Annotated in this window: 34 protein-coding genes and 2 pseudogenes; 32 read left to right on the top strand and 4 right to left on the bottom strand. The window is 38.0% G+C overall.

All coding sequences use genetic code 11. The features are described from left to right. Positions 1-3: 3 nt before the first annotated feature. From G6R02_RS13585 to ltaS, 6 genes are all read left to right on the top strand, one after another. On the top strand, positions 4-594 hold the full coding sequence (locus tag G6R02_RS13585) for an RNA polymerase sigma factor (RefSeq protein ID WP_343032920.1): 591 nt from the start codon (positions 4-6) through the stop codon (positions 592-594). Then, a complete protein-coding gene (locus tag G6R02_RS13580) occupies positions 584-1,672 on the top strand; it encodes a DUF4179 domain-containing protein (RefSeq protein ID WP_164669766.1) in 1,089 nt (362 codons plus the stop codon). Before G6R02_RS13585 ends, G6R02_RS13580 begins: the two co-directional genes overlap by 11 nt. A 156-nt stretch (positions 1,673-1,828) precedes the next feature. Continuing rightward, positions 1,829-2,170: a winged helix-turn-helix transcriptional regulator gene (locus G6R02_RS13575; protein ID WP_164669765.1), complete on the top strand. Its 342-nt coding sequence runs from the start codon at positions 1,829-1,831 to the stop codon at positions 2,168-2,170. 1 nt (position 2,171) lies between these two features. Continuing rightward, positions 2,172-3,095, top strand: a complete 924-nt coding sequence (locus G6R02_RS13570; RefSeq protein ID WP_164669764.1) for a DsbA family protein — start codon at positions 2,172-2,174, stop codon at positions 3,093-3,095. A gap of 126 nt (positions 3,096-3,221) precedes the next feature. Next, positions 3,222-4,382, top strand: coding sequence for an MFS transporter (locus tag G6R02_RS13565; protein WP_164669763.1), 1,161 nt, complete (start codon positions 3,222-3,224; stop codon positions 4,380-4,382). Positions 4,383-4,640: 258 nt separating this feature from the next. Next, positions 4,641-6,602, top strand: coding sequence for a lipoteichoic acid synthase (gene ltaS, locus G6R02_RS13560; protein WP_425509043.1), 1,962 nt, complete (start codon positions 4,641-4,643; stop codon positions 6,600-6,602). A gap of 326 nt (positions 6,603-6,928) precedes the next feature. On the opposite strand, the gene G6R02_RS20125 is transcribed toward ltaS, so the two are convergent. Next, the gene (locus tag G6R02_RS20125; RefSeq protein WP_246202565.1) at positions 6,929-7,048 is read right to left on the bottom strand and encodes a putative holin-like toxin; all 120 of its coding nucleotides are present in this window, start codon (positions 7,046-7,048) and stop codon (positions 6,929-6,931) included. 196 nt (positions 7,049-7,244) lie between these two features. Here G6R02_RS20125 and G6R02_RS13555 point away from each other — a divergent pair, with 196 nt between their 5' ends. Beyond that, the gene (locus G6R02_RS13555) at positions 7,245-7,439 is read left to right on the top strand and encodes a YwbE family protein (protein ID WP_164669762.1); all 195 of its coding nucleotides are present in this window, start codon (positions 7,245-7,247) and stop codon (positions 7,437-7,439) included. Between the two features lie 475 nt (positions 7,440-7,914). On the opposite strand, the gene G6R02_RS13550 is transcribed toward G6R02_RS13555, so the two are convergent. Both G6R02_RS13550 and G6R02_RS13545 read right to left on the bottom strand, forming a co-directional pair. After that, on the bottom strand, positions 7,915-8,340 hold the full coding sequence (locus G6R02_RS13550; protein WP_164669761.1) for a membrane lipoprotein lipid attachment site-containing protein: 426 nt from the start codon (positions 8,338-8,340) through the stop codon (positions 7,915-7,917). Positions 8,341-8,387: 47 nt separating this feature from the next. After that, positions 8,388-9,248, bottom strand: a complete 861-nt coding sequence (locus G6R02_RS13545) for an SDR family oxidoreductase (protein ID WP_164669760.1) — start codon at positions 9,246-9,248, stop codon at positions 8,388-8,390. Between the two features lie 266 nt (positions 9,249-9,514). Here G6R02_RS13545 and G6R02_RS13540 point away from each other — a divergent pair, with 266 nt between their 5' ends. Next, positions 9,515-9,862 carry a hypothetical protein gene (locus G6R02_RS13540; RefSeq protein ID WP_164669759.1) on the top strand — a complete coding sequence of 116 codons (348 nt, stop codon included), beginning with the start codon at positions 9,515-9,517 and terminating at the stop codon, positions 9,860-9,862. On the opposite strand, the pseudogene G6R02_RS13535 reads toward G6R02_RS13540, so the two are convergent. Further along, positions 9,859-10,041, bottom strand: a pseudogene (locus tag G6R02_RS13535) (LysR family transcriptional regulator); the annotation flags it as partial. The gene G6R02_RS13540 and the pseudogene G6R02_RS13535 sit on opposite strands and share 4 nt — an antisense overlap. Positions 10,042-10,313: 272 nt before the next feature. Between G6R02_RS13535 and G6R02_RS13530 the strand changes: the two are divergent. From G6R02_RS13530 to G6R02_RS13415, 24 genes and pseudogenes are all read left to right on the top strand, one after another. Further along, positions 10,314-10,715 (top strand): hypothetical protein, encoded by a 402-nt coding sequence (locus G6R02_RS13530; protein WP_164669758.1) that lies wholly within the window; start codon positions 10,314-10,316, stop codon positions 10,713-10,715. A gap of 24 nt (positions 10,716-10,739) precedes the next feature. Continuing rightward, entirely contained in the window at positions 10,740-11,138 is a 399-nt protein-coding gene (locus G6R02_RS13525) for a VOC family protein (RefSeq protein ID WP_164669757.1), read from the top strand. Between the two features lie 121 nt (positions 11,139-11,259). Beyond that, positions 11,260-11,514 (top strand): cupin domain-containing protein, encoded by a 255-nt coding sequence (locus G6R02_RS13520; RefSeq protein ID WP_343032919.1) that lies wholly within the window; start codon positions 11,260-11,262, stop codon positions 11,512-11,514. Positions 11,515-11,633: 119 nt separating this feature from the next. Further along, entirely contained in the window at positions 11,634-12,137 is a 504-nt protein-coding gene (locus tag G6R02_RS13515) for an RNA polymerase sigma factor (protein ID WP_164669755.1), read from the top strand. Next, the gene (locus G6R02_RS13510) at positions 12,127-13,029 is read left to right on the top strand and encodes an anti sigma factor C-terminal domain-containing protein (RefSeq protein WP_164669754.1); all 903 of its coding nucleotides are present in this window, start codon (positions 12,127-12,129) and stop codon (positions 13,027-13,029) included. Before G6R02_RS13515 ends, G6R02_RS13510 begins: the two co-directional genes overlap by 11 nt. 53 nt (positions 13,030-13,082) lie before the next feature. Further along, positions 13,083-13,457, top strand: coding sequence for a hotdog family protein (locus G6R02_RS13505; protein ID WP_164669753.1), 375 nt, complete (start codon positions 13,083-13,085; stop codon positions 13,455-13,457). A gap of 108 nt (positions 13,458-13,565) precedes the next feature. Next, complete coding sequence (locus G6R02_RS13500; RefSeq protein ID WP_164669752.1) at positions 13,566-14,477, top strand: SDR family oxidoreductase; 912 nt, start codon at positions 13,566-13,568, stop codon at positions 14,475-14,477. 35 nt (positions 14,478-14,512) lie between these two features. Beyond that, positions 14,513-15,079 carry a GNAT family N-acetyltransferase gene (locus G6R02_RS13495; protein WP_164669751.1) on the top strand — a complete coding sequence of 189 codons (567 nt, stop codon included), beginning with the start codon at positions 14,513-14,515 and terminating at the stop codon, positions 15,077-15,079. Between the two features lie 4 nt (positions 15,080-15,083). Then, a complete protein-coding gene (locus G6R02_RS13490; protein ID WP_164669750.1) occupies positions 15,084-15,620 on the top strand; it encodes a 2'-5' RNA ligase family protein in 537 nt (178 codons plus the stop codon). Position 15,621: 1 nt separating this feature from the next. Continuing rightward, positions 15,622-15,813 (top strand): hypothetical protein, encoded by a 192-nt coding sequence (locus tag G6R02_RS13485; RefSeq protein WP_164667198.1) that lies wholly within the window; start codon positions 15,622-15,624, stop codon positions 15,811-15,813. Positions 15,814-15,833: 20 nt separating this feature from the next. Continuing rightward, positions 15,834-16,268, top strand: a complete 435-nt coding sequence (locus G6R02_RS13480) for a hypothetical protein (RefSeq protein WP_164669749.1) — start codon at positions 15,834-15,836, stop codon at positions 16,266-16,268. Between the two features lie 416 nt (positions 16,269-16,684). Next, a complete protein-coding gene (locus G6R02_RS13475) occupies positions 16,685-17,011 on the top strand; it encodes a hypothetical protein (protein WP_164669748.1) in 327 nt (108 codons plus the stop codon). A 113-nt stretch (positions 17,012-17,124) separates the two neighbouring features. Beyond that, positions 17,125-17,547 carry a DUF4181 domain-containing protein gene (locus G6R02_RS13470; RefSeq protein ID WP_164669747.1) on the top strand — a complete coding sequence of 141 codons (423 nt, stop codon included), beginning with the start codon at positions 17,125-17,127 and terminating at the stop codon, positions 17,545-17,547. 95 nt (positions 17,548-17,642) lie between these two features. After that, complete coding sequence (locus G6R02_RS13465) at positions 17,643-18,224, top strand: hypothetical protein (RefSeq protein WP_164669746.1); 582 nt, start codon at positions 17,643-17,645, stop codon at positions 18,222-18,224. A gap of 621 nt (positions 18,225-18,845) precedes the next feature. Then, positions 18,846-19,337 carry a DUF2975 domain-containing protein gene (locus G6R02_RS13460; protein WP_164669745.1) on the top strand — a complete coding sequence of 164 codons (492 nt, stop codon included), beginning with the start codon at positions 18,846-18,848 and terminating at the stop codon, positions 19,335-19,337. Between the two features lie 10 nt (positions 19,338-19,347). Next, complete coding sequence (locus G6R02_RS13455) at positions 19,348-19,569, top strand: helix-turn-helix domain-containing protein (protein WP_164669744.1); 222 nt, start codon at positions 19,348-19,350, stop codon at positions 19,567-19,569. A gap of 68 nt (positions 19,570-19,637) precedes the next feature. Continuing rightward, on the top strand, positions 19,638-20,426 hold the full coding sequence (locus tag G6R02_RS13450; RefSeq protein WP_164670417.1) for a DUF817 domain-containing protein: 789 nt from the start codon (positions 19,638-19,640) through the stop codon (positions 20,424-20,426). A 613-nt stretch (positions 20,427-21,039) separates the two neighbouring features. Continuing rightward, a complete protein-coding gene (locus G6R02_RS13445) occupies positions 21,040-21,237 on the top strand; it encodes a hypothetical protein (protein ID WP_164669743.1) in 198 nt (65 codons plus the stop codon). Beyond that, on the top strand, positions 21,221-22,564 hold the full coding sequence (locus G6R02_RS13440; RefSeq protein WP_164669742.1) for an RNA-guided endonuclease InsQ/TnpB family protein: 1,344 nt from the start codon (positions 21,221-21,223) through the stop codon (positions 22,562-22,564). The genes G6R02_RS13445 and G6R02_RS13440 overlap by 17 nt, the downstream gene beginning before the upstream one ends. A 109-nt stretch (positions 22,565-22,673) precedes the next feature. Next, positions 22,674-22,901: a YczI family protein gene (locus tag G6R02_RS13435; RefSeq protein WP_281347123.1), complete on the top strand. Its 228-nt coding sequence runs from the start codon at positions 22,674-22,676 to the stop codon at positions 22,899-22,901. Positions 22,902-23,054: 153 nt separating this feature from the next. Next, positions 23,055-23,842, top strand: a pseudogene (locus G6R02_RS13430) (helix-turn-helix domain-containing protein). Between the two features lie 244 nt (positions 23,843-24,086). Continuing rightward, positions 24,087-24,350, top strand: coding sequence for a CD3324 family protein (locus G6R02_RS13425; RefSeq protein ID WP_164669740.1), 264 nt, complete (start codon positions 24,087-24,089; stop codon positions 24,348-24,350). A gap of 129 nt (positions 24,351-24,479) precedes the next feature. Further along, entirely contained in the window at positions 24,480-25,229 is a 750-nt protein-coding gene (locus tag G6R02_RS13420) for a hypothetical protein (protein WP_164669739.1), read from the top strand. 10 nt (positions 25,230-25,239) lie between these two features. Further along, positions 25,240-25,659 carry a GNAT family N-acetyltransferase gene (locus tag G6R02_RS13415; protein ID WP_164669738.1) on the top strand — a complete coding sequence of 140 codons (420 nt, stop codon included), beginning with the start codon at positions 25,240-25,242 and terminating at the stop codon, positions 25,657-25,659. Positions 25,660-25,695: the final 36 nt, after the last annotated feature.

The following is a 25,695-nucleotide window of genomic DNA, read 5'->3' as shown; positions in this document are numbered from 1 at the left end:
TTAATGAAGCTAAATAAACAAGATGTCCGTCTAATAAGTAGTAATCCTTTCAAAGAAATGAAGGTGAATCCTATTAATAAACTAGTAAAAAAAGCGCAAAAAGGCGATGAAAAAGCTTTTCTGAAATTGTTTCAGGAGTATGAAATCGACATTTATCGGATGGCATTTCTATATGTAAAAAATAAGGATGATGCACTTGATGTTGTTCAGGAAACTGCATATCGGTCGTTCAAAAAAATAAGTACATTAAAGAATCCGGATGTTTTCAAATCGTGGCTGATCAAGATTGCAACCAGTTGTGCGACTGACATGCTGAGGAAAAAAAAGAAAGTTATCCACTTGAATCCTGAAAAGACGGATTTTCCGGATTCAAGCGATGATGATCTGCCGCTTTCATTATCATTACAGGATTTACTTGGAACGTTAGATGAAAGTGAGAAGAACATCATCCTTTGGAAATATTATTACGGATATACATTGAAGGAGATTTCGGAAATTGAAGGGACTCCTTTAGGAACAGTGAAATCAGTATTATATCGATCATTAGCAAGGCTTCGAAAGCAAGTAAGGAGGGCTGATATGTATGAGCAATAAGGTTAAACGCGAGCTGGATAAAATTGAAATCCCGGAGGAAGTGCACGATAGAGCCAGAATGGGAATAGAGCAGGCCAAAGCGGAACTCGGGGGAAAACATCATAAAAAACGAAAGCTTTATAAACGGTTATCACTTATTGCAGCTGCAGTTCTGATTGTTGTATCAACATTTACGTTTACACCAGCATTGGCAGCTATCTATGACAAAATCTTTTCGAGTGAACACATTGATGACGCAGGGGTAAGAATGGCTATTAAATCGGGCCAGGGTCAGGTTCTTGATCAGACTTATTATGACGAAGAACATGATATTAAGGTGCATTTTGATACGGTATTGACGGACGGTAAAGAAACCAAACTTCTCCTGACCTATCAAAGCGATTCAACCAATTTAAAAAATTACTATATAGATTTGTTTGAAGGTGTAAGTTCCATGTATCTAATTACGGGAAATGGACAAAAAATTGAATTGGATAATGTGGGATGGGGAAGCAGATATTATAACAGTGAAGAGAACAAGGTGGCTGAAGCCCTGTCATTTGATTCAATCAAAGAATATGAAGGACAAAACCTTCGTTTGGAAATTAAGAATCTGACGATATGGAAAGACCAGGGTATGGGAAAAGTACAGACAGTCTGGCCGCTCGAATTCAACCTTGATGAACCCGCCATTTCAGATAGAAATACGGTCGAAGTAAACAAGAAATTTGAATTTAAAGGGATAACATACACAATCAGACGAGTGGAATTTTCAGAATTTGAAACAAGAGTAGTCGTCGTCGGTTCCGATACTAAAATCTTTACCGATGAAAATGGAATGCGATATGAGGTCATGAGCAAAATAAGAAGCCAATTCTTGAATGCCAGGGAAAATAGTGACGAATATGGATATACCTTTAATGAAAATAAATCCGGGGTATATTTGAAGTCAAACGGTAAACAGGTCGTGCCTATCTACAGTAAAGGTGAAGTCAGGACTGAAGATGATGAGTATGTAATGACATTCGCTCCCGTAAAGGATCGCCAGGACGCCACTCTGGTTGTTGGAGAGGATATTGAGATTCCGTTAGTAGAGTAAAAGTTATGGTAAAAATATAAAAGGAAAGGTCACCCGTAAACTGTGGAGTTTACGGGTGATTTTTGCATTACACTACTCTTTTTTCAAAAAAAGTATAATTTTTATACTTGATATTATTTTTATACATGATATACTTTTTATAAAGAGGTGGTAATTATGCAAACTTGTCCTTACATTGAAGCTTCTTTTCAAATCCTGGGGAAAAAGTGGAATGGTCAAATCATCCACTATCTGTCTTCATGTGAGAATCAGACAGCTCATTTTTCCGATATGAAGCGTGATTTAAAAGGTATCACCGCTAGAGCACTGTCAATGAAACTTTCTGAACTTACAGATGAGGGATTAGTTGAAAAGAAAGTAGAAAGCGGATCAACCGTTACCATTTCATATGTATTATCAGAAAAAGGTACGGATTTGGCCGATAGTCTTAAGCCCATTCAGGAATGGGCGAAGCGTAACATGGATGTAGAAATTCCAAATAAAAAGGAGGCAAAATAAAATGGCAAACAACAATAATATGATTTGTGATTTGGAAACTGGTGTGTGTGGTCCCGCTGGAGATAGTGAAATGGAGTTGATTGATTTGAAGAAACCGAAGAAAACAATTGATCTATATTATGTGAGTGATCCAATCTGTTCACACTGCTGGGCATTGGAACCTGTTCTTCGCCGTTTTACTGAGCAGTACGGTGATTATTTTAACGTCCATACAGTAATGGGAGGATTACTTGAAAAATGGGGTGACGGGCCAGTTGATCCTGCAAATGGTATTCATGGACCAGCCGATGTTGCGGGGCATTGGAGAGAAGTTGGTGAACAGACCCGCATGCCAATCGACGGATCTCTCATGATTGACAATCCTGTACATTCATCATATCCTCCTTCCCGTGTGTTCAAAGTGATTCAAAAACAGGATGTAGAGTTAGCCAGTGTATTTTTACGCCGCGCACGAGAAGCTGTTTTCGCATTTAACCAAAATATAGCCGACAAATCTGTGTTGGTTGACATCGTGAATAAACTTGGACTTGATGGAGAGGAAATTGTGAAAGAGGCTGAATCAGAAAATGGTCAGAAGCTATTAAATGAGGATTTCGCGCTTGCTGCAAGCCTGGGTGCCAGAGGATTCCCAACAATTATTATGGTGAATGAGGAAAATAAAGGCGTGAAAATAGTTGGCGGTCGTCCGTTGGAATATTATATTTCCGGGCTAAAACAGGTTCTGGATAAAGAAGACCTTAAACCAAAACAACAGCCGGCACTTTCGAATTTGCTTGAAAAAGAGGAACTTCTATTTTCGAAAGAGATAGAAGAAATGTATGATCTTGAAAAGAAAGATATTGACGCATATGTTCAAAAGGAACTTATATCAAATGATTTTCAGACCAAAGAACTTTTGGGGGAAACATATTTTGTTAAAAAATAGTGATGATAAAAGGAAGTAGTTACCTTTATTTCAGGTAATTACTTCTTTTTTTACACTTGTTTTTTGCGGCAATTGGGTTTACGCTTGTATCTTGAACAATCTAAGAAAGACGAAAGGCGTCATGAAATGAATAAACGTGTATACTTTTTGATGATCGTTGCCTTTGTTGTCGGAATGGTCGAATTAATCATTGGTGGATTATTGGACCTAATGGCAGCCGATTTGGGTGTCAGTCTAGGTCAGGTCGGATTCCTGATCACGATTTTTTCACTGATTTTTGCAGTTGGGGCACCGGTTTTATTAATTCTTACTTCGAATATCGAACGAAAAAAGCTGACACTTGTTTCGCTGGCGATTTTTCTGCTGGGAAATCTGGTGACAGTGTTCAGCCCGACATATACGATTGTTTTTATTGGAAGAGTTATTTCAGCATTGAGCGGATCACTGCTGATTATTTTATGTCTGACAATCGCACCAACCATCGTCCACCCAAAATACCGCGGCAGGGCAATCGGAATCGTGTCCATGGGTGTCAGTGCGTCGATTGTGCTTGGTCTGCCAGTCGGACTGTTGTTGGGAAATGCGTTTGGGTGGCGCGCTCCGTTTGTGATGATTTCCGTTTTGACTGTGTTTTCCATGATTGGTGTGTTTTTCCTGATGGGGCATATCGAACCGAAGCCGTCCAGTCCGATCGGAAAACAGCTGGCAACCTTGAAAGATAGAAAAATATTTTTTGGACAGGCCATCACATTTCTGTTTATAGCAGGACATACCGTTCTTTATGCCTATCTGACCCCGTTCGCAAAAATAACGATGGACTTGGACGGGACCTGGGTCAGTGTGATTTACATGATTTTCGGGATTGCAGCGGTAAGCGGCGGAGGAGTCGGTGGTATGCTATCTGACACCATCGGGCCAAAGCGGACGATTATGTTAACGATTGTTCTGTTTACGCTGGTAATATTTGCGATACCATATACAACATTTGCACTGCCGGCGTTCTTGCTGATTCTGGTGATCTGGGGAATGCTCAGCTGGACACTGGCTCCAGCGACACAGTCCTATCTTATCGGTTTGTCACCTGAATCAGCTGACATACAGCAAAGTCTGAATAACTCGGCGCTTCATCTTGGAATCGCCTTCGGGTCATTGATTGGCGGCCTGGTGATTGAGCGAGCTTCTGTTGAACAAAATGCAACAGTTGGTGGATTATTTGTTATTCTTTCGATTGGAGCGGCGCTGGTTTCAATGTATCGTAAACGGGAGTCGGGGGTTGCGCAGAAGTAGGTGGGTTATCCTTCGCTTTAATTAAGTCTAAACGATTAAAAAATGGTGCGCCCGATAAAGTGCATCATTTTAATATGGAAATTATTGTGATAGATATTAGAGAACATATGTTGTAAAATCTTATAGGGAACTTGTTTAATATATAAGTTATCAGGTTTTTTCTATTAATATAGCAGATGAGAAAATCTACTCTTGCTTGTTAGTGAAATATGTGTTTCAATGTAAAAATAATTTCAAATTGAAGAAGGTTTGAGCGTAATGATGAATAAAAATAAATTGATAAACAAAAATATATCGGTGTCAAAAATGGGATTCTTTTTCATCGCAGTAGGATTGCTTTGGATCAAATCCTACCTGACTTACGTCTATGAATTTAATCTTGATATACAAAATGCTATGCAGGAATTTCTGCTGTTTTTCAACCCGCTCAGCTCAGCATTGATCTTCCTTGGTATTGCGCTGTTTGCTAAGGGTAAGCGTGCAGGAATATGGATAATTGTAGCAGATTTCCTGATGAGTTTTCTGTTATACGCGAATGTGGTCTACTACCGGTCGGCGACTGACTATATTACACTGCCAACCCTGACGCAGACCGACAACTTTGGTAGTCTTGGCGGAAGTATAGTCAATTTGATGGCATGGCATGATCTGCTGTATGCAGTGGATATCATTTTATTGATTACATTGTATGTTTGGAGCAGAAAAACCTGGTCAGTAAGCCGTTTGAAAATGTGGAAACCTGCACTTGTACTTGTGGCAGGTGTGATGGCATTAGCTGTCAACTTAAGTCTTGCAACAGAGGATCGACCAGAACTTTTAACAAGAACATTCGACCGTAACTATATTGTGAAGTATTTGGGCTCGTATAATTTTGCAATCTATGATGCGGTTCAAACGATAAAATCGTCCAGACAGCGTGTACTTGCAGACAGCGATGATATTACGGTTGTTCAAAACTACACGAATAATAAATATGCCTCTCCGAATAAGGAACTTTTTGGTGCTGCAAAGGGCAAAAATATTATTAAAATTCACCTTGAGTCATTTCAGTCATTTTTAATAGATTACAAGCTTCATGGTGAAGAGGTAACACCATTTTTAAATTCATTGGTTCACGACCAAAGTAAGAATTTCACGTATTTTGATAACTTCTTCCACCAGGTGGCTCAGGGTAAAACTGCCGATGCTGAATTGTTATTGGATACTTCCCTTTATCCGTTGCCACAGGGAGCGGCTTTTGTGACCAAAGGAAATAACACGTATCAGGCATTGCCCGCTATTCTCGGACAGAAGCAGAATTATACGTCAGCAGTATTCCATGGCGACAACAAAAGCTTCTGGAACCGTGATGAGGTTTATAAGGAATTTGGGATCGATAAGTTTTTCCATGCCGAGCACTATGACATGAACGAGGAAAATGTGATTGGCTATGGCTTGAAGGATAAGCCTTTCTTCAAACAGTCGATGCCGATGCTGAAGTCGCTTGAACAACCGTTTTATGCACACATGATGACGTTAACCCACCATCACCCGTATCTGATAGGTGATGAGGAAGCATCCATAAAGCCTGCGAATACAGGTGACCCATCGGTGGACCGGTATTTCCAGACAGCACGATACCTGGATGAGTCCTTGAAACAGTTCTTTAAAGATCTGAAGGAAGCAGGTCTGTATAAAGATTCGGTAATCATGATTTATGGTGACCACTATGGTATTTCGGAAAATCATGATAAAGCGATGAAGCAGATTACCGGTGAAAAAATAACCGACTTTAAGCATACACAATTACAGCGTGTTCCATTTTTGATTAAAATTCCTGGCGTCGACGGCAAGGGTACTGTTCACGAATACTCCAGTCAGGTCGATGTCATGCCAACATTGCTGCACTTGATGGGTATCAAAGCCAACAAGTACATTATGTTTGGTACAGATATGTTTTCGAAAGAACACAAAGAATATGTCATCTTACGTGACGGTGACTTTATAACACGAAAATATACAATGGTAGACGGAAAATATTATGATAATGAAACAGGTGAAGAAATCAAGGAACCGACAAAAGAGATGAAGGAAATGGCTAAAAAAGTACGCCATGAACTCGAATTGTCCGATAATGTATTGTTAGGCGATCTCTTACGGTTTTATGAGCCGAGTGAGAAATGGCAACCTGTGGATGCTTCGGAGTACTCGTATATTAAGGAAGAGGAAAAAGAGGAATAAATTAAGGTGGTGGCGACACCACCTTAATTTTTTTAACTCAGTTGATATTCAGCGTGGTTTTGTTGAGACAATGCTATTGTTTGTTATTTATTCAATTGGAGCAGCACTGCTTTCTATGTATCAGGTCAGTTTATGTAAAAACAGAAGTACAGATAGAGAGTTATTTTAAATTCCCCTAACAAATTGACAGTATAACCTAATCAACTTATACTAATAATAAGAAAAGGTACCGAGCAGCACGAACTGCCCGGCACCGGCAACTACAGTCCGCATAAAGAGCGGCTGACCATTTTTGGTGTTCAAGTCAAAGGAAGTAATCGCACTGGTCATGGGGCGGTTACTTCTTTTTTTTGCAGGTAGACGACAATAGTTACAATCAGTGTCAGTGACGCTATTAGTGATAAACTAAATTGCGCTACTAAACTTAATGCTTCATATGTCGTCATCCTACCACCTCCCTTCTATAAGGAAGATGGCCAACCGCCCACTATACTATGTAGTTGCTGTGTATATTTTACCACACAGTTTTGTAGATTAATAGCAAAATGCAAACAAATGTTCGATTTATTATGGTGTGCCTTGTTGGGTATGCCATTTATGAGGAATTATTTTTTATAAATCCAACTCAAGGAGACAAATCACATGGCAGGAACATTAAGAGAAAATATAAAACAAGGGCAAAAAGTGCGTGTTGTACAAAAGCAGGACCAACGCACCGGAAAATTAACAGAAGGTATAGTGTCAAAAATATTGACAAATTCTGCTTCACATCCGCATGGCATTAAGGTTATGCTGGAGAACGGAATGGTAGGCAGAGTGCAGGAAATTGTAATCTAACTAAAAAACATAGGAGCCTTGCTCTTCATACTTTCATGATCTTAAGGATCAGAAGCATTTCCTAAGCATTTGTTGCTTTTTTATCCAATCACATGCAGTGAAATACCGTTAATTCGGAGCCATTCTTTTCGTTTAGTTATTTCCTCGGCATATCTAAACTAGTAATCCTTTTTGCATAGTCTATGTTACTATTATTTTATTGGATTTCACTGACACTAATACCATAAACCCCAAAACAGAATCCTGTTATTAAAAGCGGTAATCCTATAAGTGACCATAATGATTCGGTAAAATTTATTAAGGACCCGCCAGCAACCACACAAAGAATTCCAAATAATATTAAAGAATTACTTGGTTTATTTCTATATTGGTATACGGTTATTAATCCAATAATTAGACTAAAAACTATTATAAAAAACATAAAATCTCTACTCCCTTAAATAACCTGTTTAGTTTGCTAATTTCACTTAAATTATCAAGCTCCTATTGTTTGGAAATGAGTTTCTTCACCATTTTTAAAAACCTTAATAATTTTATATTGTTTATCTAATTTAATTTCATATACTTTATACTTATTGATTACTTTTTCACCTTCCGAATCATCGCTTAAATAGATGTTAAGTGAACTTTCTTCTGTCTTAATATCTATTTTTCCAAAGTGTTTACCGTTATCCAAAAATTCTTGGCTGAGATATAAATAGTACCTTTTATCGGTGTCATTGAACATATAAATACCATTTCCAGTTCCATCTTCTTTTGTTTCCATTCGATTAATAAATGTTTTTACATCCCCATTTGTTTTTTCTAAATTAACATTCTCATAAGTTAATTCATCATTACCAAAATCACATCCGGTAAGCACCATAAAAACTAATGATAATAAAAATAATATTTTTTTCACATTTTTGCCCCCCTTATATAAACCAATTGTATTATTTATCAATAGTATTATTTCCTCGGACGGACTTTTTTCAAAATTGTACGCTCCACCCATCTCCATGGCAATAAACTTTTCATACGTATCTGGCTTTTTACACCTTTACCAACTGGATAACGAAGATCTGGATTGTCTTTTTGAACCACCTCAACAATCAGTCGGACGACGTCTTCAGGGTCATCGGCTGTTTTTGCGATGTGGTTCACGATTTTCATTAGTGTTTCGGTTTTCTCTTTATATGGAGATTCCGAATCGACATGAAATGCTTCCATTCCTTTTGACCAAATATCCGTTAGATAGGAACCTGGCTCAATTAGTACAACATGAATACCAAATGGCAGCAATTCCAGCCTTAGTGACTCACTGAATCCTTCAACCGCGTGTTTGGATGCAGAATAAGGACCAAGGCCAGGGAGTGCCATCCTGCCGCTAATGCTGGAAAGATTGATGATAGTACCACGCTGTTGCTTTCTCATATGAGGGATAACGGCTTTTGTTACGGCAACCAATCCAAAGAAGTTCGTTTCAAACTGTTGGCGCCAATCTTCAAGTGACAATTCCTCCGTAAACCCACCCGCTGCGTATCCTGCATTGTTAATGAGTACATCAATAGACCCGAAACGATCAATAACCTCTGGAATCACGGAAGCAATTTTATCTTGTTTGGTTACGTCTAACTCGATGCATTCAATGTTAGTTTTGACGCCCTTTTCCAGTGCTTTTCCCAGTAGTCTTTCTTTTTTTGATAAATTCCGCATCGTAGCCACGACAAAATACCCTGCTTCAGCAAGTGCCAGGCTTATCAAAAGACCGAATCCGCCTGATGCACCGGTGATGAAAACAACGGATTGGTTTTGCTCGGAAACGTTCATCTACAGTCACCTCTCTGGAATTTATTTTAGCAATATTAGAAATATTTAACAATCGTAATTGCATAAAATTGAAGAGGTATTATAATTATGGTTAACAATGACAATATCAGAGGGGAGGTTTGAAAAAATTCTCTAAAAATTACACTTTCAGGGGAGGCTATTAAATGTATCTTAGTTAAAGCATGGTTTTGTGATTTAGTTTCGTTTGTGAAATTGGATTAACGGTAAAAGATATACAAAAGATATGAAAGCAGGAGTGATTAACAATGGTTAAAACTGCAAAAATCCTGGGGGTAATCGCAGGCATTGCCAGTATAATCTTATGGATCATAATGAAATTTTATAATCCATATTCGGCATTTGAAGAATATGAACCGGCAATGAACACCTTTATGATGCTATTATTACCTGCTTGTTTGGCAGTCCTTGGTTCATTTTCGTCACAGTATATTTTTATGTTTATCGCATTTTTATGGTCGCTGCCGATAAGCGCGTTTTTAGTCTTTACACCCGGTATTTTCGCTTTGTTCGGATTAACCTGTATTGCGTACCTGGTTTGTTTTCTGCTCAGAAGATTTGCTGTTAAGAGAAATAACGATACCAATTTGAGTTAACGGGTAGCCTGTAAATCAGATTCACCAACAGAATTTAGAACAACTTCAACAAAAGTCTCCACCGCTGGCATCAGCCATTTTTTCTTTTTAATTAACATATGGGAATATATTGGCTCGAGCTCTTCTGAGTGAGACAGAATTTTTAGTTTGCCATTTTCCACTTCTTCTTTAACTGTCAAGGCGCTCTTGTTATCCAGCAGCCTTAATGGGATAATTAAAGGTGGAATATTTTAAATTTTTTACACCAATCAGTTGTCTTAATGAATGAACCTCACTGTTTTAAAGGGGGAGTGTTTTTATTAAAAAAATTGTAATTGGAATTGCTTTAGTGAGTCTATTCATTGTTATGTTTCTCATATATAACCATCAGCAAACTCCCACCACTGAAGATGTATTTCATATCACGAATTCCCGGACGCCTTCTATAGAAGAAATATATGGTGTGAGGAAGGTGGGTGATGAGTGGTTAACGTTTTTCAGAAACAGGCATACCGTGTTTGCCGGCAGACTTGAGCAAAATTGGCTGGGATCATGGAAGCTTGTTGATAATAGTGACCAACCTGGTGTATTGGCGAACACCTATTATCCACCTGCTAAAGAATATAAAGGAATTACTTGGGGGACATCTGGAGTATCTAAACCAGATGGAGAGCACATTACTTATTACTTTGGAATGATTACAAATCCTAATGTGGAAAAAATCCATATAGAAACTGAGAAGAAGAATTATAATAATATCTCTTTTATCCCAATAAACGGTAATCGATTTTTTCTTTTAAAGATGAAGGATGGTTTAGGGCCTTATACTTTTGAAGCCATTTCAAAAGATGGTGAGAAAATCGTCGCAGAATAGATATTGCTTGTGGGAGGAACGACTATGCTGAAAGGGTTACATCACATTGAACTGTATGTTTCGGATTTAAAGAGATCGGTAGAATTCTGGAGTTGGTTGCTTGAGGATTTAGGTTATTCTAAGTACCAGGAATGGAAAAGTGGTCAAAGCTGGAAAATAGATGAAACATATATCGTTTTTGTACAGGCCGAGGAAAGGTTTCTGGATATTCCTTATCACAGATGCCGCGTGGGATTAAACCATCTTGCCTTTCATGCTCGTTCACGAAAGCATGTTGATCAGGTGGCTGAGGAACTGAGGAGCTACGGCGTAAATATTCTTTACCCGGATAAACATCCTTTTGCCGGTGGAAAGGATTATTATGCTGTTTATTTTGAGGACCCGGACCGGATCAAAGTGGAACTGGTTGCCCCCGGGGTATAAGGAACGAGAGGAGACTTTGATGAAAATCTACCAATTTAGTCAGGAACATGGGAGAAACATTACTAGATTCGACTCAGACTTCACCATGTCACGCATCCTGCAAACAGAGGAAGGTGCACACGTGGGGTATGTGCAACTCGAGGAGAAGGGGAATATTGGATATCATCAGGCGGTAGTGCCTCAGTTGATGGTAATTACAGCTGGTGAGGGTTTTGTGCGTGGAAACAGTGTTGATTTTTTCCCTGTAGAGACTGGGGATACTGTTTATTGGGAGAAGAACGAGTGGCATGAGGCTAAAACAGAGAATGGACTGACTGCAATTGTCATCGAAAGCAACGGGCTGGATCCGGCGCTCGTGATGGCGAAGGAGAAATAGGAGAATATATACTCTGGAAACTGCAACTTTTAAAAGTTGCAGTTTTTTTCATGATAAAATATATTCCAGTTGTAAACTTTCTACCGATTCATACGTCTTATAGGCACAGGGGGAGGGACATGGGAAATCATACACAAAACGATGAACTGAATAATGAGCTGAATATTGTTTACCGGTACTTAGTGAAAAAAGGCGTTCCTCATAAAGATGCGGAGGATGCAGTACAGGAAACAGCATACAAATACCTGAGATATTCCGATTCCATTCGTTCCTCCAAAGTACGGAGCTGGCTGATTCGGGTGGCATTGAATTTTTATTATGATCAACGCCGCAAGGATAAAAAATACATATTCAATCTGAAAGAAAATATTAGGGAAAGTGAATCTGACGAAATGCCGGAAGCAGTTATTTTGGAAAACGAACGCAAGGAAGAACTTCATCTACTATTGAATAAATTGAAACCGCGATTTAGGGAACTTCTTTTACTGAAATATGAATCTGAACTTTCGTATGACGAGATTTCAAAGTTACTGGGCATGAGCATCAGTTCGATAAAAACGAATTTATTCCGCGCAAGAAAGAAGTTAGTCAAACTGTATGAGGAGGCAAATGATGGACGATAAAAAGAATTCCAACCAGAACCCGGATATTGATTTCACGACCGATCCTTCTTTTCAGAAATCAGTTAAGCGAACGAAGTGGAAGCAAATCGTGTTATATACGGCGATTTCTATCATCACGCTGGTAGTATTTAGTATGCTTATCTATAGTGGCGGTGAGTATCTGACGAATAAAAAAATCGAAAAAGAGCAGGCACAGAATGACGAATTGTTAAAAGAGGGCTATCAGCAGGGGGCATTAATCACCAGTGGTACAAGATATCATCATAACCTATTCAGTGTAATTGGCAAAACAACTTATTTTAAGACAATTGGCGACAGGAGAATTGTCTGGGACACCGTGACAAAAAAATATCCGGCTATTGGCGATGTTGAGGTAATTGATCAGGGCAGCGGGATGATGGAAATGTCCAAATTAACTAATGGGGATAAAAGGGTTGTTCGTTATAACAAGTTTAATAATGAGCGTGAAATTGACTTTTATTTTCCGGGAGTCAGCTATAATATTTTGCCACAGGAACTGGAAATTGCCACCGGTCTGGATGAGAACACACTGGTTGAAGTAGCACTTTCCTTCAAAGAACCTAAAACTCAGGAAGAATTGGGAGAATTGCTTGGTTATGAGAGTGTGGACTGGTTATGGCTCAATAAAACAATTGAAAAGGAACTGAAACAATTAGAGGAAGAATGGGAGTATGATAAGGATAAAGTAAAACGTGGGGAAGATGCGTATGGGTTCCCGGTGTCAGAAAAATTCCCGTACGACAAAAATGCGAAAGAAGATACTACTATCAGCGGAGCGGTGGTAACCGGGACACCTAGTGAATTGGAGCGCTTTCAGGATATGGAATTTGTCAGGGCTTCTGTGTTGGGCGTGACGATTGATAAGTATTAATAAAGGAATCTCCCCTTAATTTGTCGAAAGTAATATTCAAAGGGGGAAGATAATTGATTAAAAATGGTGATGTTTTTACATGGGAAAGAACGTTCACAAAGGAAGAAGTTCTGGAGTTTGGCCGTATTTCCGGCGATCAGGGAAAGCATCATGTGGAACCTGATGAAAACGGCCGAATAATGGTACAGGGGCTATTTACGGCAAGTATCGCAACAAAGATTGGCGGTGATTTAAACTACATCGCCAGAGAGATTAATAATGAATTTGTCCGACCGGTATTTACCGGTGATACAATTACATGTGAATTAACTATTACTTATGTTGAACAGGCTGATGGGTTTAAAAAGGTCGCAATGAAGTCGGTATTTACGAACCAAATAGGAAAAGAGGTTATTAAAGGCTCGATTTCTGGAATAATTAGAGACTAAATTTAAATAACCGAAAAGCAAAACTACTAAACCGCTAGGAAATACTTCAGCATGACACCAATTGTGGTATCATGCTTTTTTATTATTAACGAGGGGAAGTGGAGTGAAATGAATTCTTTAGCAGGGAGAGTGGCTCTGGTAGCAGGAGGAACAAGGGGGGCAGGACGCGGCATTGCAATGGAACTTGGTGCTGCAGGGGCAACGGTTATCGTTACCGGCCGCACGACACGTAACGAAACTTCTGAATATGGGCGACCGGAGACGATTGAAGAAACAGCGGAACTGGTTAATGAACTGGGTGGTACTGGAATTGCGATGAAGGTTGACCATCTGGAATATGATCAGGTAAAAGCCCTTATTGATCAAATCGAAGCGGAATATGGCAGACTGGACATACTTGTCAACGATATCTGGGGAAGCGAGTATCTGGTCGAATGGGGGAAACCCGTTTGGGAGCATGATTTGGAAAAAGGCATGCGGATACTGCGACTGGCAATTGACACACATATCGTGACTAGCCATTACACACTGCCCTTGCTTATCAAGAATAAGGGAGGACTTGTCATTGAGGTGACGGACGGTACCGAGGAATTTAACAACAGCATGTATCGTCAGCCGTTCTTTTATGATCTGTCGAAAAGCTCGGTTATTCGAATGGCAAAAGCCCTGTCACATGAATTGTCACCATATGAATGCACAGCCCTATCTGTTACTCCCGGTTGGATGCGCTCGGAAATCATGCTGGAGGAGTTTGACGTTACAGAGGAAAACTGGCAGGACGGAATAAAGAAAGATCCACATTTCGCTATTTCAGAGACACCTCGTTTCCTGGGGCGGGGCAATGCTGCAATCGCAAAAGATCCTGATAAACACCGCTTGAACGGGCAATCACTGTCAAGTGGGGATTTGGCTAAGATGTATGATTTATATGACCTTGATGGAACACAGCCGGATAGCTTCAGGTATATTGCGGAAGTGGTTGAAGCCGGTAAACCTGCGAATATAGAGGGGTATAAATAATAGACAACCAGACAAAACATAGGGGTGAAATATAAATGATAGATTTAAGCAATAAGCCAGTAATAATGGGGGATAAAGTAATTCTGAGCCCATTTAAGAATGATGACATTCCCTTTATGGAGGAGTGTGTAAAAGACCCTATCGTTTTAAAATATACGGGAAGCTCATCTGAATTTAATAGAGAAAAGTTTACAAATTGGTATCACACAAGAAATGAACAATCTGATCGATTGGATCTGGCCATTGTTGATAAATCCCAAAATATCGTAGTTGGAGAAGTAGTAGTCAATTTGTATGATGAGAGAAATGAGAGTATGAATTATAGAATACTAATTGGGCACAGAGGAAGAGACCGTGGACTTGGAAAAGAATCTACGCAACTACTGGTCGATTATATTTTTATGAATACGAAACTGAATCAATTAACTTTAAGTGTTTTTGACTTTAATCCACGTGCAAAAAGCGTTTATGAAAAGGTTGGTTTTGTTTTTGATAGTGTGGATAAAAATGATTTGGAGTTTGAAGGGGAATGGATCGATTCAATAAATATGAAACTGACACGGGAGATTTGGAAAAAGAGACATCGTTATTTAGGGAGTTGATTAAATGCAATACTTCATTGGCATTGTACCACCGGAAGAATACTTAAAAAAGATAAGCAAGTTTAGGCAGAAGTGGAAAAATCATCGAATCGATGAGGTCGTTGAACCTCATATAACTCTCAAAGCACAGGGTGGTTTAACTCCGGATGAAAAGTGGCTGGAAAAAGTTAGAGGTGTCTGCGAAAACTTTGCTGCCTTTCAAATTTCACTGGACCGGCCGGAATTTTTTGGAGAAGATATACTGTATTTAAGTGTAAAGTCTACAGAACTTATGGAAATTCATAAAAATATAGTTAGAGCAATTTCGCCTTCTGCAGATTTGGTAAAACAATACTTTGAACTTGATGATTTTGTGCCACATATGACTTTAGGCAAAGCCGGTTACGGATTATCAAAACAGGAACTAAAGGATATGGCAAGGCTGGCAGAAAGTAAACTTGCTCCTTACCCGACCTTTGATGTGAACTTTGTGAGGGTTTACCGGGAAATTGAAGGTGAGTATGTGAAGTATTTAGACATTTCCTTGCGGGAGGGGTTCTAAGGTGACAAATGAAAACGAGGAACCTGACAAACCTATAAATGACGCAATGGAGCATCTCCATAAGATAGAAGGTATTCCTGTTGATAAAGGAGGATGGCTTCCACAACCGATTAAACTAATTGGTTACTTTATGTTCGGTGGTATTATATTAATCCTCCTGTTTGGTATATTCAGTTCTTTCTTTTTTAACTAAATCATGGGGGTGGAGTTTCTATGAATTTCAAAGATTTAGTAAAAGAAAAAGCAAGCCATCTTTCTTTTGAAAACATTTCAGAACCAAGAACAAAGGAAACAATGCTGCGAATAATTGTTAATGCAAGTGAGAATGTTACTGATTTGCTTATCTATCCTCATCCTGACAGTAATGTTAAGACGTTTCAGATAGACTTTCCAAACTATATAACCTACTCTGTTATCTATGATGATTTTACTGTTTGGAACGATGCTGAACAATTCGAGGGTGATTCTTTTAGGGTTTACAGTAAATCGAATTATTTGGACTTTGTACATAAGGAATCGCAGTTGGAAGATATTTTACCAGGTAAAAAGTTCACGCATTACTCACTGGCCTGTTATGAGCATAATGTTAATGTGATTTCTTACTTGGAACCTGTAGTTACGGACATAACAATGAAAGACGAAGGGTGAGATTATGTGTTCTGGATTGTTTTAGGGGGCGTATTGTTCGCAGTATATGTTATTTACAGTTTGGAAGTCATTAAATACCAGTTAAGACAGATTAATTCCGCAAATAAAAGAGATGAACGGAGCTCTAACGAAGAAATAGAAAAAGAATTAGAGGAGTTGAATAAGAATCAAGGGGGATGATTTTTTGAGATACCTTGTTAAATTGCTGGCATTAAGTTTGCTTTTCTTTTAGCTGGGTGCATTAACAATGAAAGCTCAGATTTTAGTGGAGAACTGGAGTTGACAGGATCGCTCGTATCGATGAAGGTCATGGCGGATATTTATTTACAGTAACTGAAGGGTGCGATCGTTAAACCGCTTCCTAAGTTAAAGGAGCAGAATCATAGAATAAGGATCATGTTTAAGGGGAGAAGGTTTTGGATAGTAAAAAATCATTATTGATTTTATTGTTGCTAGTGTGGCTATTTGTTGGATGTGCAGCCGATAATACGGGTGATTGGAATGAAGAATTTAGATTTACTGGAACTGTTGAAGAGATACTTGTTGAAAAAGAGATACTTATAATGAAGGAATATAATGCACCTGAATCAAGAAAAAATGGAAACATCTACGAAATCTCTGCTGAAAACATTGAGGATTATGAAATTGGAGAGAAGTTTTTAGTGATTGTGGAATCAAATGTTGATGAAGATGTTTGGGATTTAGACCATATGAGGTTCAAGATTAAACCAGTAGAAGATTAAAATTATATTTAACAAACGGATGCCATAACAAAACAAGTGCTTGCTTTACCATCACCTCAAGGAGGAGTGGATTGTATAGATGCACCTTAGTGGAAGAAGGGAGATGTTTTTTTATGGTAGAACCAATAATATGGAAGAAATTGGTTATTGCGCTGGCAATTTTTTTAATATTATCCTTTGCGTCCGATACAGTCATGAGAAAATGGCTAAAAGTTGAGAGAAAGAAATTTTTCTCCTATAACCATGTAAATGACCAGCATAAAAAAATTGATTTCACCATTAGGATTTCTTCTGTAATCCTTCTATTATTCGGATCAACCTATAACAGCTTGAAAGAACCTGCAGAAAGAATTTGGTTTTTGGATATATGGTTCATAATACTTATGTTTATCGTAGTATCTGAAACAGCTAGAGCTATTATGGAGTGGAAATATGCAACAAATCGGAAGGCTTATATTCTAACTCTTTATCAATTAGGGTTTATAGTTGTATTTCTGTTTTTATTTTTTACAACTGACTTTTTCGGCTTGTTTTGATAATTAAGTGACAGGTGTGGACATTCATTTTCTATATTAATTGTATCCGAACTCTTGAAGGAGAATTTAAATTTGATTTAACTAGGAGGATTTTAATGGGGAAAATCCGTTTAAACTTAAACACGCTATATATTGGTGCTGCGATAGTTACTGTTGGTGCTGTACTGATCGTTTTCTTGAGTGAATTGGGAGGCGTTTGGATAAATGGAATCAGTTATTTAGCCAGCGACGTTGAGGATTATCATAATAATGCACACGCCGTCGAAGGAAAATATAAAGTTGAGATCGATCTAAGTGATTTGGAGAGTAACAAGGGGAAAGTCCTCTTTGATGATGGAGAAAACCGAATTTATGTTTCAAGAGTAATTGTAAAAAATGGACCGGAATATGAAGTGTTTTTTAGATCAAGTGGAACTTTTAGCTTAGGTGGTGCAACTCTTGTGTCGGGTGTTGATCACACACATGAAGAATTTCGTGCAGAAGCAAAAGCAACGTATAGCGGTAAATCATATAAAATTAGTCAATCCGATTATTCCGGTTTAAAATACCGGAATGGAGATGAATTCGGATTTTATTTGTTTCCACCTGAAGAAGATATAGATGTTGATTTGGAAGAAGAATCAATGATTGAGGTAACGGTTGAAAACTTGTATGTAAATCTATGGGCGGAGAAATAGATCCAGAAGAGTTGCAGAAGATTGTAGATGGATAGGGGGCATTAAGAGGTGGAATGAGTACACATAAATTTTTAAATTTAATAGGCCTAGTATCAATAGTGTCAGTAATAATTTATTTTATAGCTTATGCCTACGAATATAGTAAAGATGAAGTGATTTCAGGGTTGCTTTTTTACTTTGTAGCTACTGTGATTTATTTTTTATTTGTGTATTTTTATCACAAAAGCAAATCAGGCCAGAAAATTGTATTATATGGTTTAGGTATAGTTACTTTAATTATAATTTTTGTTCTCTAAAGATAATGGGATTAATAATCTAAAAAAAAGCTTTTGCATTAATGGGCGCTTAACTTGAATAGCGCATTTATTGCGTTTAAGAAACAGGTATTGAAGAAGCTTTGTTATCAGCGAGAGAGTATTAGAACTGGATAAGGATAGCGAGTGGAATATTTGGATTAAATATTTAGGGTTAACCATTTCGTCGTAAGTAAAAGAGCATTCCCTGGTAAGAGGAATGCTTATTTTTTTGCCGAAAATAAATAAAATCAATAATTATTTATTGAAAAACGATAAATAATGTGTTAAAATCAATATGTAAATAATTTTGTGAGGTGCTTTTATTATGAAACGTGGATCGACACTCTTTTTAAAAATAGCTGTTATTCTTATTGGAATCCCGGTTCTTGCCTTGTGTATATTTTTATTGCCTCAAATAGCGTTTGAAGCTTTTGAGCAAGTGGGCAAGGGGTCAGAGTTGGCTTATGTGGTATTTGGTATTTTAATTGTTATGTATGCAGCGGCGATACCGTTTTACTTTGCATTGTATCAGGCATTAAGACTTTTAAGTTATATTGACAAAAACCAGGCTTTCTCTAACATTTCTGTAACAGCTCTAAAGAAGATAAAATACTGTGCCATCACAATCAGTGGTTTGTATGTGGTGGGCCTGCCATTCGTCTATATGATAGCGGAGTGGGACGACGCACCAGGTCTCATCTTAATCGGAATGGTTATTATTGGTGCTTCCATGGTAATTGCAGTCTTTGCTGCTGTTCTTCAAAGGCTCTTAAAAGAGGCAATTGATATCAAATCAGAAAACGATTTAACGGTCTGAGGTGAATAAGATGGCGATTATAATCAATATTGATGTGATGCTGGCTAAAAGGAAAATGAGCGTGACAGAACTTTCCGATCGGGTTGGGATTACAATGGCTAACCTTTCTATATTGAAAAACGGAAAGGCAAAAGCGATTCGATTATCAACGTTAGAGTCGATTTGCAAGGCATTGGATTGTCAGCCAGGGGATATTTTGGAATACCGAAGTGATGAGGAAACCCAAGCATAAAGGGGGAGTTATGCGTGAATTTAAGTCTTCCAAATGATTATCAGAAAAAACCGTTGAAGGCACAAATTATGAGAGTACTAAAACAACTTGTTCGTTTTGGCTGGGAGCAGGCCATGTCATGTCTGTTTCCTGTCGTTATATTTGCTTCTTTGGCGATTACGCAAATCATGCCGTTGCCCTTCCTGCCGCGGTATGACTGGCTGCTCATCATATGTCTTCTGATGCAAGTATGGATGGCCCGCTCCGGTCTTGAAACACGGGATGAACTAAAGGTAATCACGTTATTCCACCTTATCGGTCTGGCGCTTGAACTGTTCAAGGTGCATATGGGCTCCTGGTCTTATCCGGAGGAAGGGTATTCCAAAGTTTTTGGGGTACCTTTGTATAGCGGATTCATGTATGCAAGTGTGGCGAGTTATCTTTGTCAGGCATGGAGGAGACTGAAGGTTGAACTGATTAAGTGGCCGCCGTTTTTAATCGTTGTCCCGCTTGCAGCTGCAATCTATTTGAATTTTTTCACCCATCATTATTGGATTGATGTCCGCTGGTGGTTATCCGGACTTGTAATTATCGTCTTTTGGCAATCATGGGTTGCATACGAAGTTAATGGAACGCGTTACCGCATGCCAATCGCACTTTCTTTTGTACTTATTGGTTTTTTTATATGGATAGCCGAGAATATCGCAACGTACTTTGGAGCGTGGGAATATCCATATCAAACCGAAGCATGGAGTCTCGTACATCTGGGAAAGGTGAGTTCTTGGCTTTTATTAGTGATTGTTAGTTTTCTTATAGTAGCGACGCTAAAGCTCGTTAAGGGAAAAACTCCACAAGGTCTCCCCAGGATACAGAATTAGGCAATCATTTATTTGGTTGTCTTTTATTTTTTTGAAAAATATTCATAATATTATGTTAGTATAGGGTTTGAAGGATATTGAGTTAGCATTGTAGTACAGTCGTTAAAAAGGAGGATATATGGATCAACATAATGATAAAAAAACACCGATAATAGAAGTTATTTTCGATGGGAAGCAATACGTAAACACTAAAAAAACATTAGCTGTATTTTACTCTGTGCTGCTAATCTATTTTCAATTTACAAATAGAGATTTCTTAGCTTTTACTATTGTCTTTATCAGTACTGTTATTGTTATCATTTATTTTATTTATAAGCTATCTTTTTATAATACAATGAGGCAAACCAGGGATATTACATATTTAATATTATTTGTTCTATTGCTTTTTTGGGGAATTCATACGTTTTATACTGTTTTTTAATGGTTTTCATTTATAAACGTTTTTCTATGATTATAAGTGTTGCGACAAAACATTAACATATGGGTTTAGAGTACCGGGAGGGGCAATAAAACAGTTTAAACAAAATTATTTAAAATTAACAACTTTCTTGCAGGTAAGTTAATCCGCTTTGTCGAATAATGTAGATATATAAATCACAAGGGGGTTAATAAAGTGTATACAATGGAAGAAGCATCAAAAATGCTTGGCGTATACCCTAATACATACGAACAAGAATTAGTTGAAGACATGCTTTCCATTATAACCGTTTTCAGCAGTCGTTTGTACGGAAGTAGAAGTCATAAACGAAAAAGACTGCAACAGACAGTAAAACAAGCAATTGAGGACAACGAACATGCTTACGTACAATAAAAAAGTCAGACTGGTTGTTTCAAAAGAAAACAGACAACTGTTAGATTCCCAGTCCAGAATGTGCAATTGGCTGTATAATCAATTGCTTGATGCGGTTGAGGACGACTATCGAGATGGGAACGCGAAGAGGTTACTTTCCGGAAGAAATTTGCGTAATGAGGTACCCAAAATAAAAAAGGAAAACCCATTTTTATATAAAGTCCATTCATCTCCTTTAAAAAATACAGCATTACGATTAAATGATGCCTACAACCGTTTTTTTGATGAAAAACTGGCCAATCATAAGCCAAAGTATCGTTCCTGGAAAAAGAAATGGTTTTCGTTGTATTATGATGAGCCCAAGAAAGGGTTCAAATTAGTGAATTCCAGTGAACTTTCCATAACTTTTGGAAGGTTAAAAGACGAGGAATTAAAAGAAGCAAAGAAAACAGATAAAAAAACGAAAAAGTCTATTTGGATCAACGTAGGTCTTGTGGAGGGTGTTGCACTAAGCGAAACAGAAGAAATAAAAACGCTTCGCATTACAAAAGATTTGAATTCCTATTATGCCATTTTCACCATAAAAGACTGCAAAGAAATCGAGCAAGTAGAGGAACAATCGTTTATTGTGTTTGATCCCAATCATAAAAATCTGGCAGTGGGTCTTGGTAGTGATGGGAAGTCATACGAATTGAAATCAATGAATGCTTTACTGAAATATTGGGATAAACGCATTGATGATATTAAATCCAGACGGGACAAATGCGAAAAGCTAAGCAAGCTCGTATGTACTGAAAAGGTCACTTACTTTGAACCGAGCAAACGCTGGAAAAGACTCAATTGTGCTTTAGTGAAAGCTGAATTGAAGCGTCGAGAACAAATGAAGACGTTGTTATTTAGTTATGCACATTATTTTTCAAAGCGTTATGATGCCATTTACATTGGTGACTATACACCATCACCAGATGTTGCGACGTACGGAACGATGCGAAGGGCGATGTTAAATCAAACACCTGTCGGTAAATTTCGCAGTATTTTAAACTGGGTGCAAGCAAAAAATGGCAAGCATTATTATAAAATTGATGAACGTGATACAACGAAAACCTGTTGTGTTTGCGGCAATAAGGAGAAGAAAGAACCATCTATTCGCAGCTTTACATGTGTAAACTGCGGTACAACGCTTTCGCGAGATATCAACAGCACCGTTAATATCGGAAAGAAAGCCAAAAAGCGATTGCCACGCGCGGGCTACATAGGTGTGGAATCCCCTATGTATACAGTTTGGTGGGATTGTAAGCAGGCAAGGGTTGCTTGTGGTGTCACTCCATCTGCTGGCCTCGGGAAGTAAATCCGAGGGTTTGAAATAACATTCTTCTTGGTAACAGAGGAGAATGCCTTTTGGTTAATTAAGTTTAGATTTAGTTTAATTTAGTTAATAAAAGGAGTGCGGTGTATTGATGATAATAATAAGGGTTATCCTATCAGTTATTGTGATTTTATTATCAGGTTATATGTTATTTACAGGTGAGTATGGAATCATGCCTTATATGCAGTTACTTTTTGGAGTGATGTTTTTAGTCTGGGGGATAAGTGAATTTCAAGAGAATCGAAAGGCAACAGCCATTCTTCTTTTACTCACAGCTGGCTTTGTTTTGTTCGTGGGTATATATATTTTACTGAATTAATTAAGAGTTGTTCAAAATACAGTCTAAAAATTTCAAAAATACACTATATAACGTAATTGCAACCGCAAGTTGACAAAGTGCATCTCCCGCAATATAGAACTCCCGGCAATGTTTAACATACAATTAAGTCAATACAGAAAGGAGGTCATGAGTATGACGTTTGGTGAAAAACTTTTTAAGTTAAGAAAAGAAAAAGGACTTTCCCAGGAGGCTTTAGCTGAAAAATTAAACACGACAAGACAGGCGATCAGTAAATGGGAAAATGGACAGGGTTTTCCGAAACTGAAAAACTTCTGATGATGGGAAACATCTTTGAAGTGTCTGTTGATTATTTACTGAAAGATAATGTTGAGCCGGAGAGCGACAATGAGGAAGGTTTTTATGTAAGTAAAGAAATGGCTGAGGGATATTTACTGCATGAACGTAAAACCTCCAAATATGTTGCTTTTGGAGTGAGCCTGCTTATTTTAGCCACGATACCTTACTTCCTTTTTAAACAGGATCCGGCTAATTATATAATTCCTGTCATAATCATTGCTGTAATTGGGGTCGGGGGTGTTGTGACAGGGATAATTTTGGAGGAAGATCGATATAAAATACTTAAGAAAGAGGCTCTGCTGTTTGACCACAACTACCTTAAAGAATTAGCAGCCAGGTATGAAAATAGTAAGAAGAGGTATGCAGCTGTAATGATCGTTGCTGTATGTTCTATCGCAGCAGGTGGAATACCTTTTTTGCTGGAAAGAAAAAATATAACTTCGGGCGATTTTGTAACTTATTATCCAGTTTGTATCCCTTTTATTGCTATCGGTGTGTACATCCTAATTCGAACCGTACCGATACTGGAAGCGTATAAACTTCTGACGCAAAATGAGGAGTATACAAATAAGTTGAGTTTTAAGCTTAAGAGGAAAATGAGAAAAAAGGTGGATGAGTTTTAAGTAAACAAGCAGGGTTTGAATTAATTTCCTGCTTTCGATACTATAATAATTAATAGAAAAACTTCGGAGGTGTAAAACATATGACTAAAACTCCAATTACACTTGGTTTACCTCATGCAAAGTCAATATTAGATGGCGATGCTTTGCATGGGGCACATATATAAAATCGCCTCGTTAAACGTATTTCTAATAGTTGGCTTTGCACCTTATTACTGATTATTACAAGAATAAGGGGCTGGCGAAAATGGCGTATATACAAGCGAAAAAGGTTTTGCCTGAGGAACTGATAGTTGAACTGCAAAACTACATTCAGGGTGAAACTGTCTATATACCGAAGAAAAAAGATAATTATCAAGGATGGGGCACGTGCTCTGGCGGCAGGAAGTTGATTGACCAACGGAATACTGCTATTAAAAATGCTTTTGACAGTGGTGAATCTATTGGAGATTTGGCCAGGGAGTACTGTCTTTCCATCGAAACAGTTAAAAAAATTGTTTATAAAAAATAGAGAGAATCCACTGATCACCAATTATTAGGGTGGTCAGTGATTTTTTTATGCCAAATTCATTTCCTAATCATTTTTTCTATATGTTGGCTGAATGGCGCAGTATACAATATGGGTGGAGGAGATGATTATATGAAGAACGTTTATGCATTCGAAAGTATAGAAGATTATAGGAAATACGAGGGCATTATTAAAAGATTTAGGGATAAACTGGAAGTCTATCAACGAATTTTGGAAGCGGAATATGAACTTGTTGATCCGCCAAAAGGAATTGTTTGGACTAGCAAGGTATTGGCTACATCCGTTTTTTCCAGTACGTTTGCTCCGGCATATACCAACGAAAATGCTATCTATTTTTCGCCGGATTTAGAGGGATGGAAAGAGTTGTTTTTGAAACAATTGGAAGGACGTAAAAATAATCAGGTTGAAATGTTTTATGAAAATATGACTGAGAATCATCTGTTTGAGGTACTGGCACATGAACTAACCCACCACTCAGATTTATTCGTCGATGATTTCGATGATGAGCTGGAGGACAGCATATGGTTTGAGGAAGGGATGTGCTTTTATTTGCCGAGGAAAATTATGCTGAGTGAGGAAGAATTTAAAGGGATTACGGACACAGAGCACGAATTGGTGGAAATGTTTAAAGGGAAATACGGGGGTCATTCACTGGATGAGTTTGGAAAAGAAACGTATGAAGGCAGCCTGACAAGTATCATGTTTGATTATTGGCGCAGTTATCTTGCTGTAAAATATGTTGTTGAAGTTCGTGCAAATAATGACGTTAAGCAGGTTTTTAAGGAATATCACAAATGGGATAAGGAAGGAAGAAAGGTACCGCTGGCTGCGTTTTTTGAAGTGAACAATCTATTCAATTAAGGAGAAAAATATGGAAATGGAATTGAAAGATAGTGTTAGAGTTTATATCCGACCGTATGAAGAGGCGGATTTTAAAAGAATACAGGATTTAAATAGAGAAGAAGGCTGGAGTAATTTAGCAGCCAAGCACGAAGATACAAAGAAAGCTTGGGAAAATTCCAATATAGCTTTTGTTGCTGAAACAGAAGATCAGGAAGTTATAGGGTACATTAGAGGCATAACTGACACAGCAATAAGTTTATTTATTTGTGAATTACTAATTAACAAGGAATTTCGAGGGTTAGGCCTGGGAACACGATTGCTAAAATATGTTCATGACCTGTACCCGACTACAAGGATAGAAATGCTTGCAAGCAGTTCATCCCGCTCTTTTTATGAAGCTCATGGCTATCGTGCTTTCTATGGGTTTAGAAAAACATATTTGGAATAAACAAAAAGCAGCAGGAAAATGCTGCTTTTTGTTTAA

It is taken from the genome of Virgibacillus doumboii (assembly GCF_902806455.1).
GTDB classification, from domain to species: Bacteria; Bacillota; Bacilli; order Bacillales; family Amphibacillaceae; genus Lentibacillus; species Lentibacillus doumboii.
The sequence above is the reverse complement of the archived record's forward strand: the minus strand, read 5'-3'. Positions and strand labels throughout refer to the sequence as shown.

Excerpts from the sequence above, each read along its gene's own strand:
- G6R02_RS13585 (WP_343032920.1), top strand. The coding sequence starts at position 4 with ATGAAGCTAAATAAACAAGATGTCCGTCTAATAAGTAGTAATCCTTTC.
- G6R02_RS13580 (WP_164669766.1), top strand. The coding sequence starts at position 584 with ATGAGCAATAAGGTTAAACGCGAGCTGGATAAAATTGAAATCCCGGAG.
- G6R02_RS13575 (WP_164669765.1), top strand. The coding sequence starts at position 1,829 with ATGCAAACTTGTCCTTACATTGAAGCTTCTTTTCAAATCCTGGGGAAA.
- G6R02_RS13570 (WP_164669764.1), top strand. The coding sequence starts at position 2,172 with ATGGCAAACAACAATAATATGATTTGTGATTTGGAAACTGGTGTGTGT.
- G6R02_RS13565 (WP_164669763.1), top strand. The coding sequence starts at position 3,222 with ATGAATAAACGTGTATACTTTTTGATGATCGTTGCCTTTGTTGTCGGA.
- ltaS (WP_425509043.1), top strand. The coding sequence starts at position 4,641 with ATGATGAATAAAAATAAATTGATAAACAAAAATATATCGGTGTCAAAA.
- G6R02_RS20125 (WP_246202565.1), bottom strand. The coding sequence starts at position 7,048 with ATGACGACATATGAAGCATTAAGTTTAGTAGCGCAATTTAGTTTATCA.
- G6R02_RS13555 (WP_164669762.1), top strand. The coding sequence starts at position 7,245 with ATGGCAGGAACATTAAGAGAAAATATAAAACAAGGGCAAAAAGTGCGT.
- G6R02_RS13545 (WP_164669760.1), bottom strand. The coding sequence starts at position 9,248 with ATGAACGTTTCCGAGCAAAACCAATCCGTTGTTTTCATCACCGGTGCA.
- G6R02_RS13540 (WP_164669759.1), top strand. The coding sequence starts at position 9,515 with ATGGTTAAAACTGCAAAAATCCTGGGGGTAATCGCAGGCATTGCCAGT.
- G6R02_RS13525 (WP_164669757.1), top strand. The coding sequence starts at position 10,740 with ATGCTGAAAGGGTTACATCACATTGAACTGTATGTTTCGGATTTAAAG.
- G6R02_RS13515 (WP_164669755.1), top strand. The coding sequence starts at position 11,634 with ATGGGAAATCATACACAAAACGATGAACTGAATAATGAGCTGAATATT.
- G6R02_RS13510 (WP_164669754.1), top strand. The coding sequence starts at position 12,127 with ATGGACGATAAAAAGAATTCCAACCAGAACCCGGATATTGATTTCACG.
- G6R02_RS13500 (WP_164669752.1), top strand. The coding sequence starts at position 13,566 with ATGAATTCTTTAGCAGGGAGAGTGGCTCTGGTAGCAGGAGGAACAAGG.
- G6R02_RS13495 (WP_164669751.1), top strand. The coding sequence starts at position 14,513 with ATGATAGATTTAAGCAATAAGCCAGTAATAATGGGGGATAAAGTAATT.
- G6R02_RS13490 (WP_164669750.1), top strand. The coding sequence starts at position 15,084 with ATGCAATACTTCATTGGCATTGTACCACCGGAAGAATACTTAAAAAAG.
- G6R02_RS13480 (WP_164669749.1), top strand. The coding sequence starts at position 15,834 with ATGAATTTCAAAGATTTAGTAAAAGAAAAAGCAAGCCATCTTTCTTTT.
- G6R02_RS13470 (WP_164669747.1), top strand. The coding sequence starts at position 17,125 with ATGGTAGAACCAATAATATGGAAGAAATTGGTTATTGCGCTGGCAATT.
- G6R02_RS13465 (WP_164669746.1), top strand. The coding sequence starts at position 17,643 with ATGGGGAAAATCCGTTTAAACTTAAACACGCTATATATTGGTGCTGCG.
- G6R02_RS13460 (WP_164669745.1), top strand. The coding sequence starts at position 18,846 with ATGAAACGTGGATCGACACTCTTTTTAAAAATAGCTGTTATTCTTATT.
- G6R02_RS13455 (WP_164669744.1), top strand. The coding sequence starts at position 19,348 with ATGGCGATTATAATCAATATTGATGTGATGCTGGCTAAAAGGAAAATG.
- G6R02_RS13450 (WP_164670417.1), top strand. The coding sequence starts at position 19,638 with ATGAGAGTACTAAAACAACTTGTTCGTTTTGGCTGGGAGCAGGCCATG.
- G6R02_RS13440 (WP_164669742.1), top strand. The coding sequence starts at position 21,221 with ATGCTTACGTACAATAAAAAAGTCAGACTGGTTGTTTCAAAAGAAAAC.
- G6R02_RS13435 (WP_281347123.1), top strand. The coding sequence starts at position 22,674 with ATGATAATAATAAGGGTTATCCTATCAGTTATTGTGATTTTATTATCA.
- G6R02_RS13425 (WP_164669740.1), top strand. The coding sequence starts at position 24,087 with ATGGCGTATATACAAGCGAAAAAGGTTTTGCCTGAGGAACTGATAGTT.
- G6R02_RS13420 (WP_164669739.1), top strand. The coding sequence starts at position 24,480 with ATGAAGAACGTTTATGCATTCGAAAGTATAGAAGATTATAGGAAATAC.
- G6R02_RS13415 (WP_164669738.1), top strand. The coding sequence starts at position 25,240 with ATGGAAATGGAATTGAAAGATAGTGTTAGAGTTTATATCCGACCGTAT.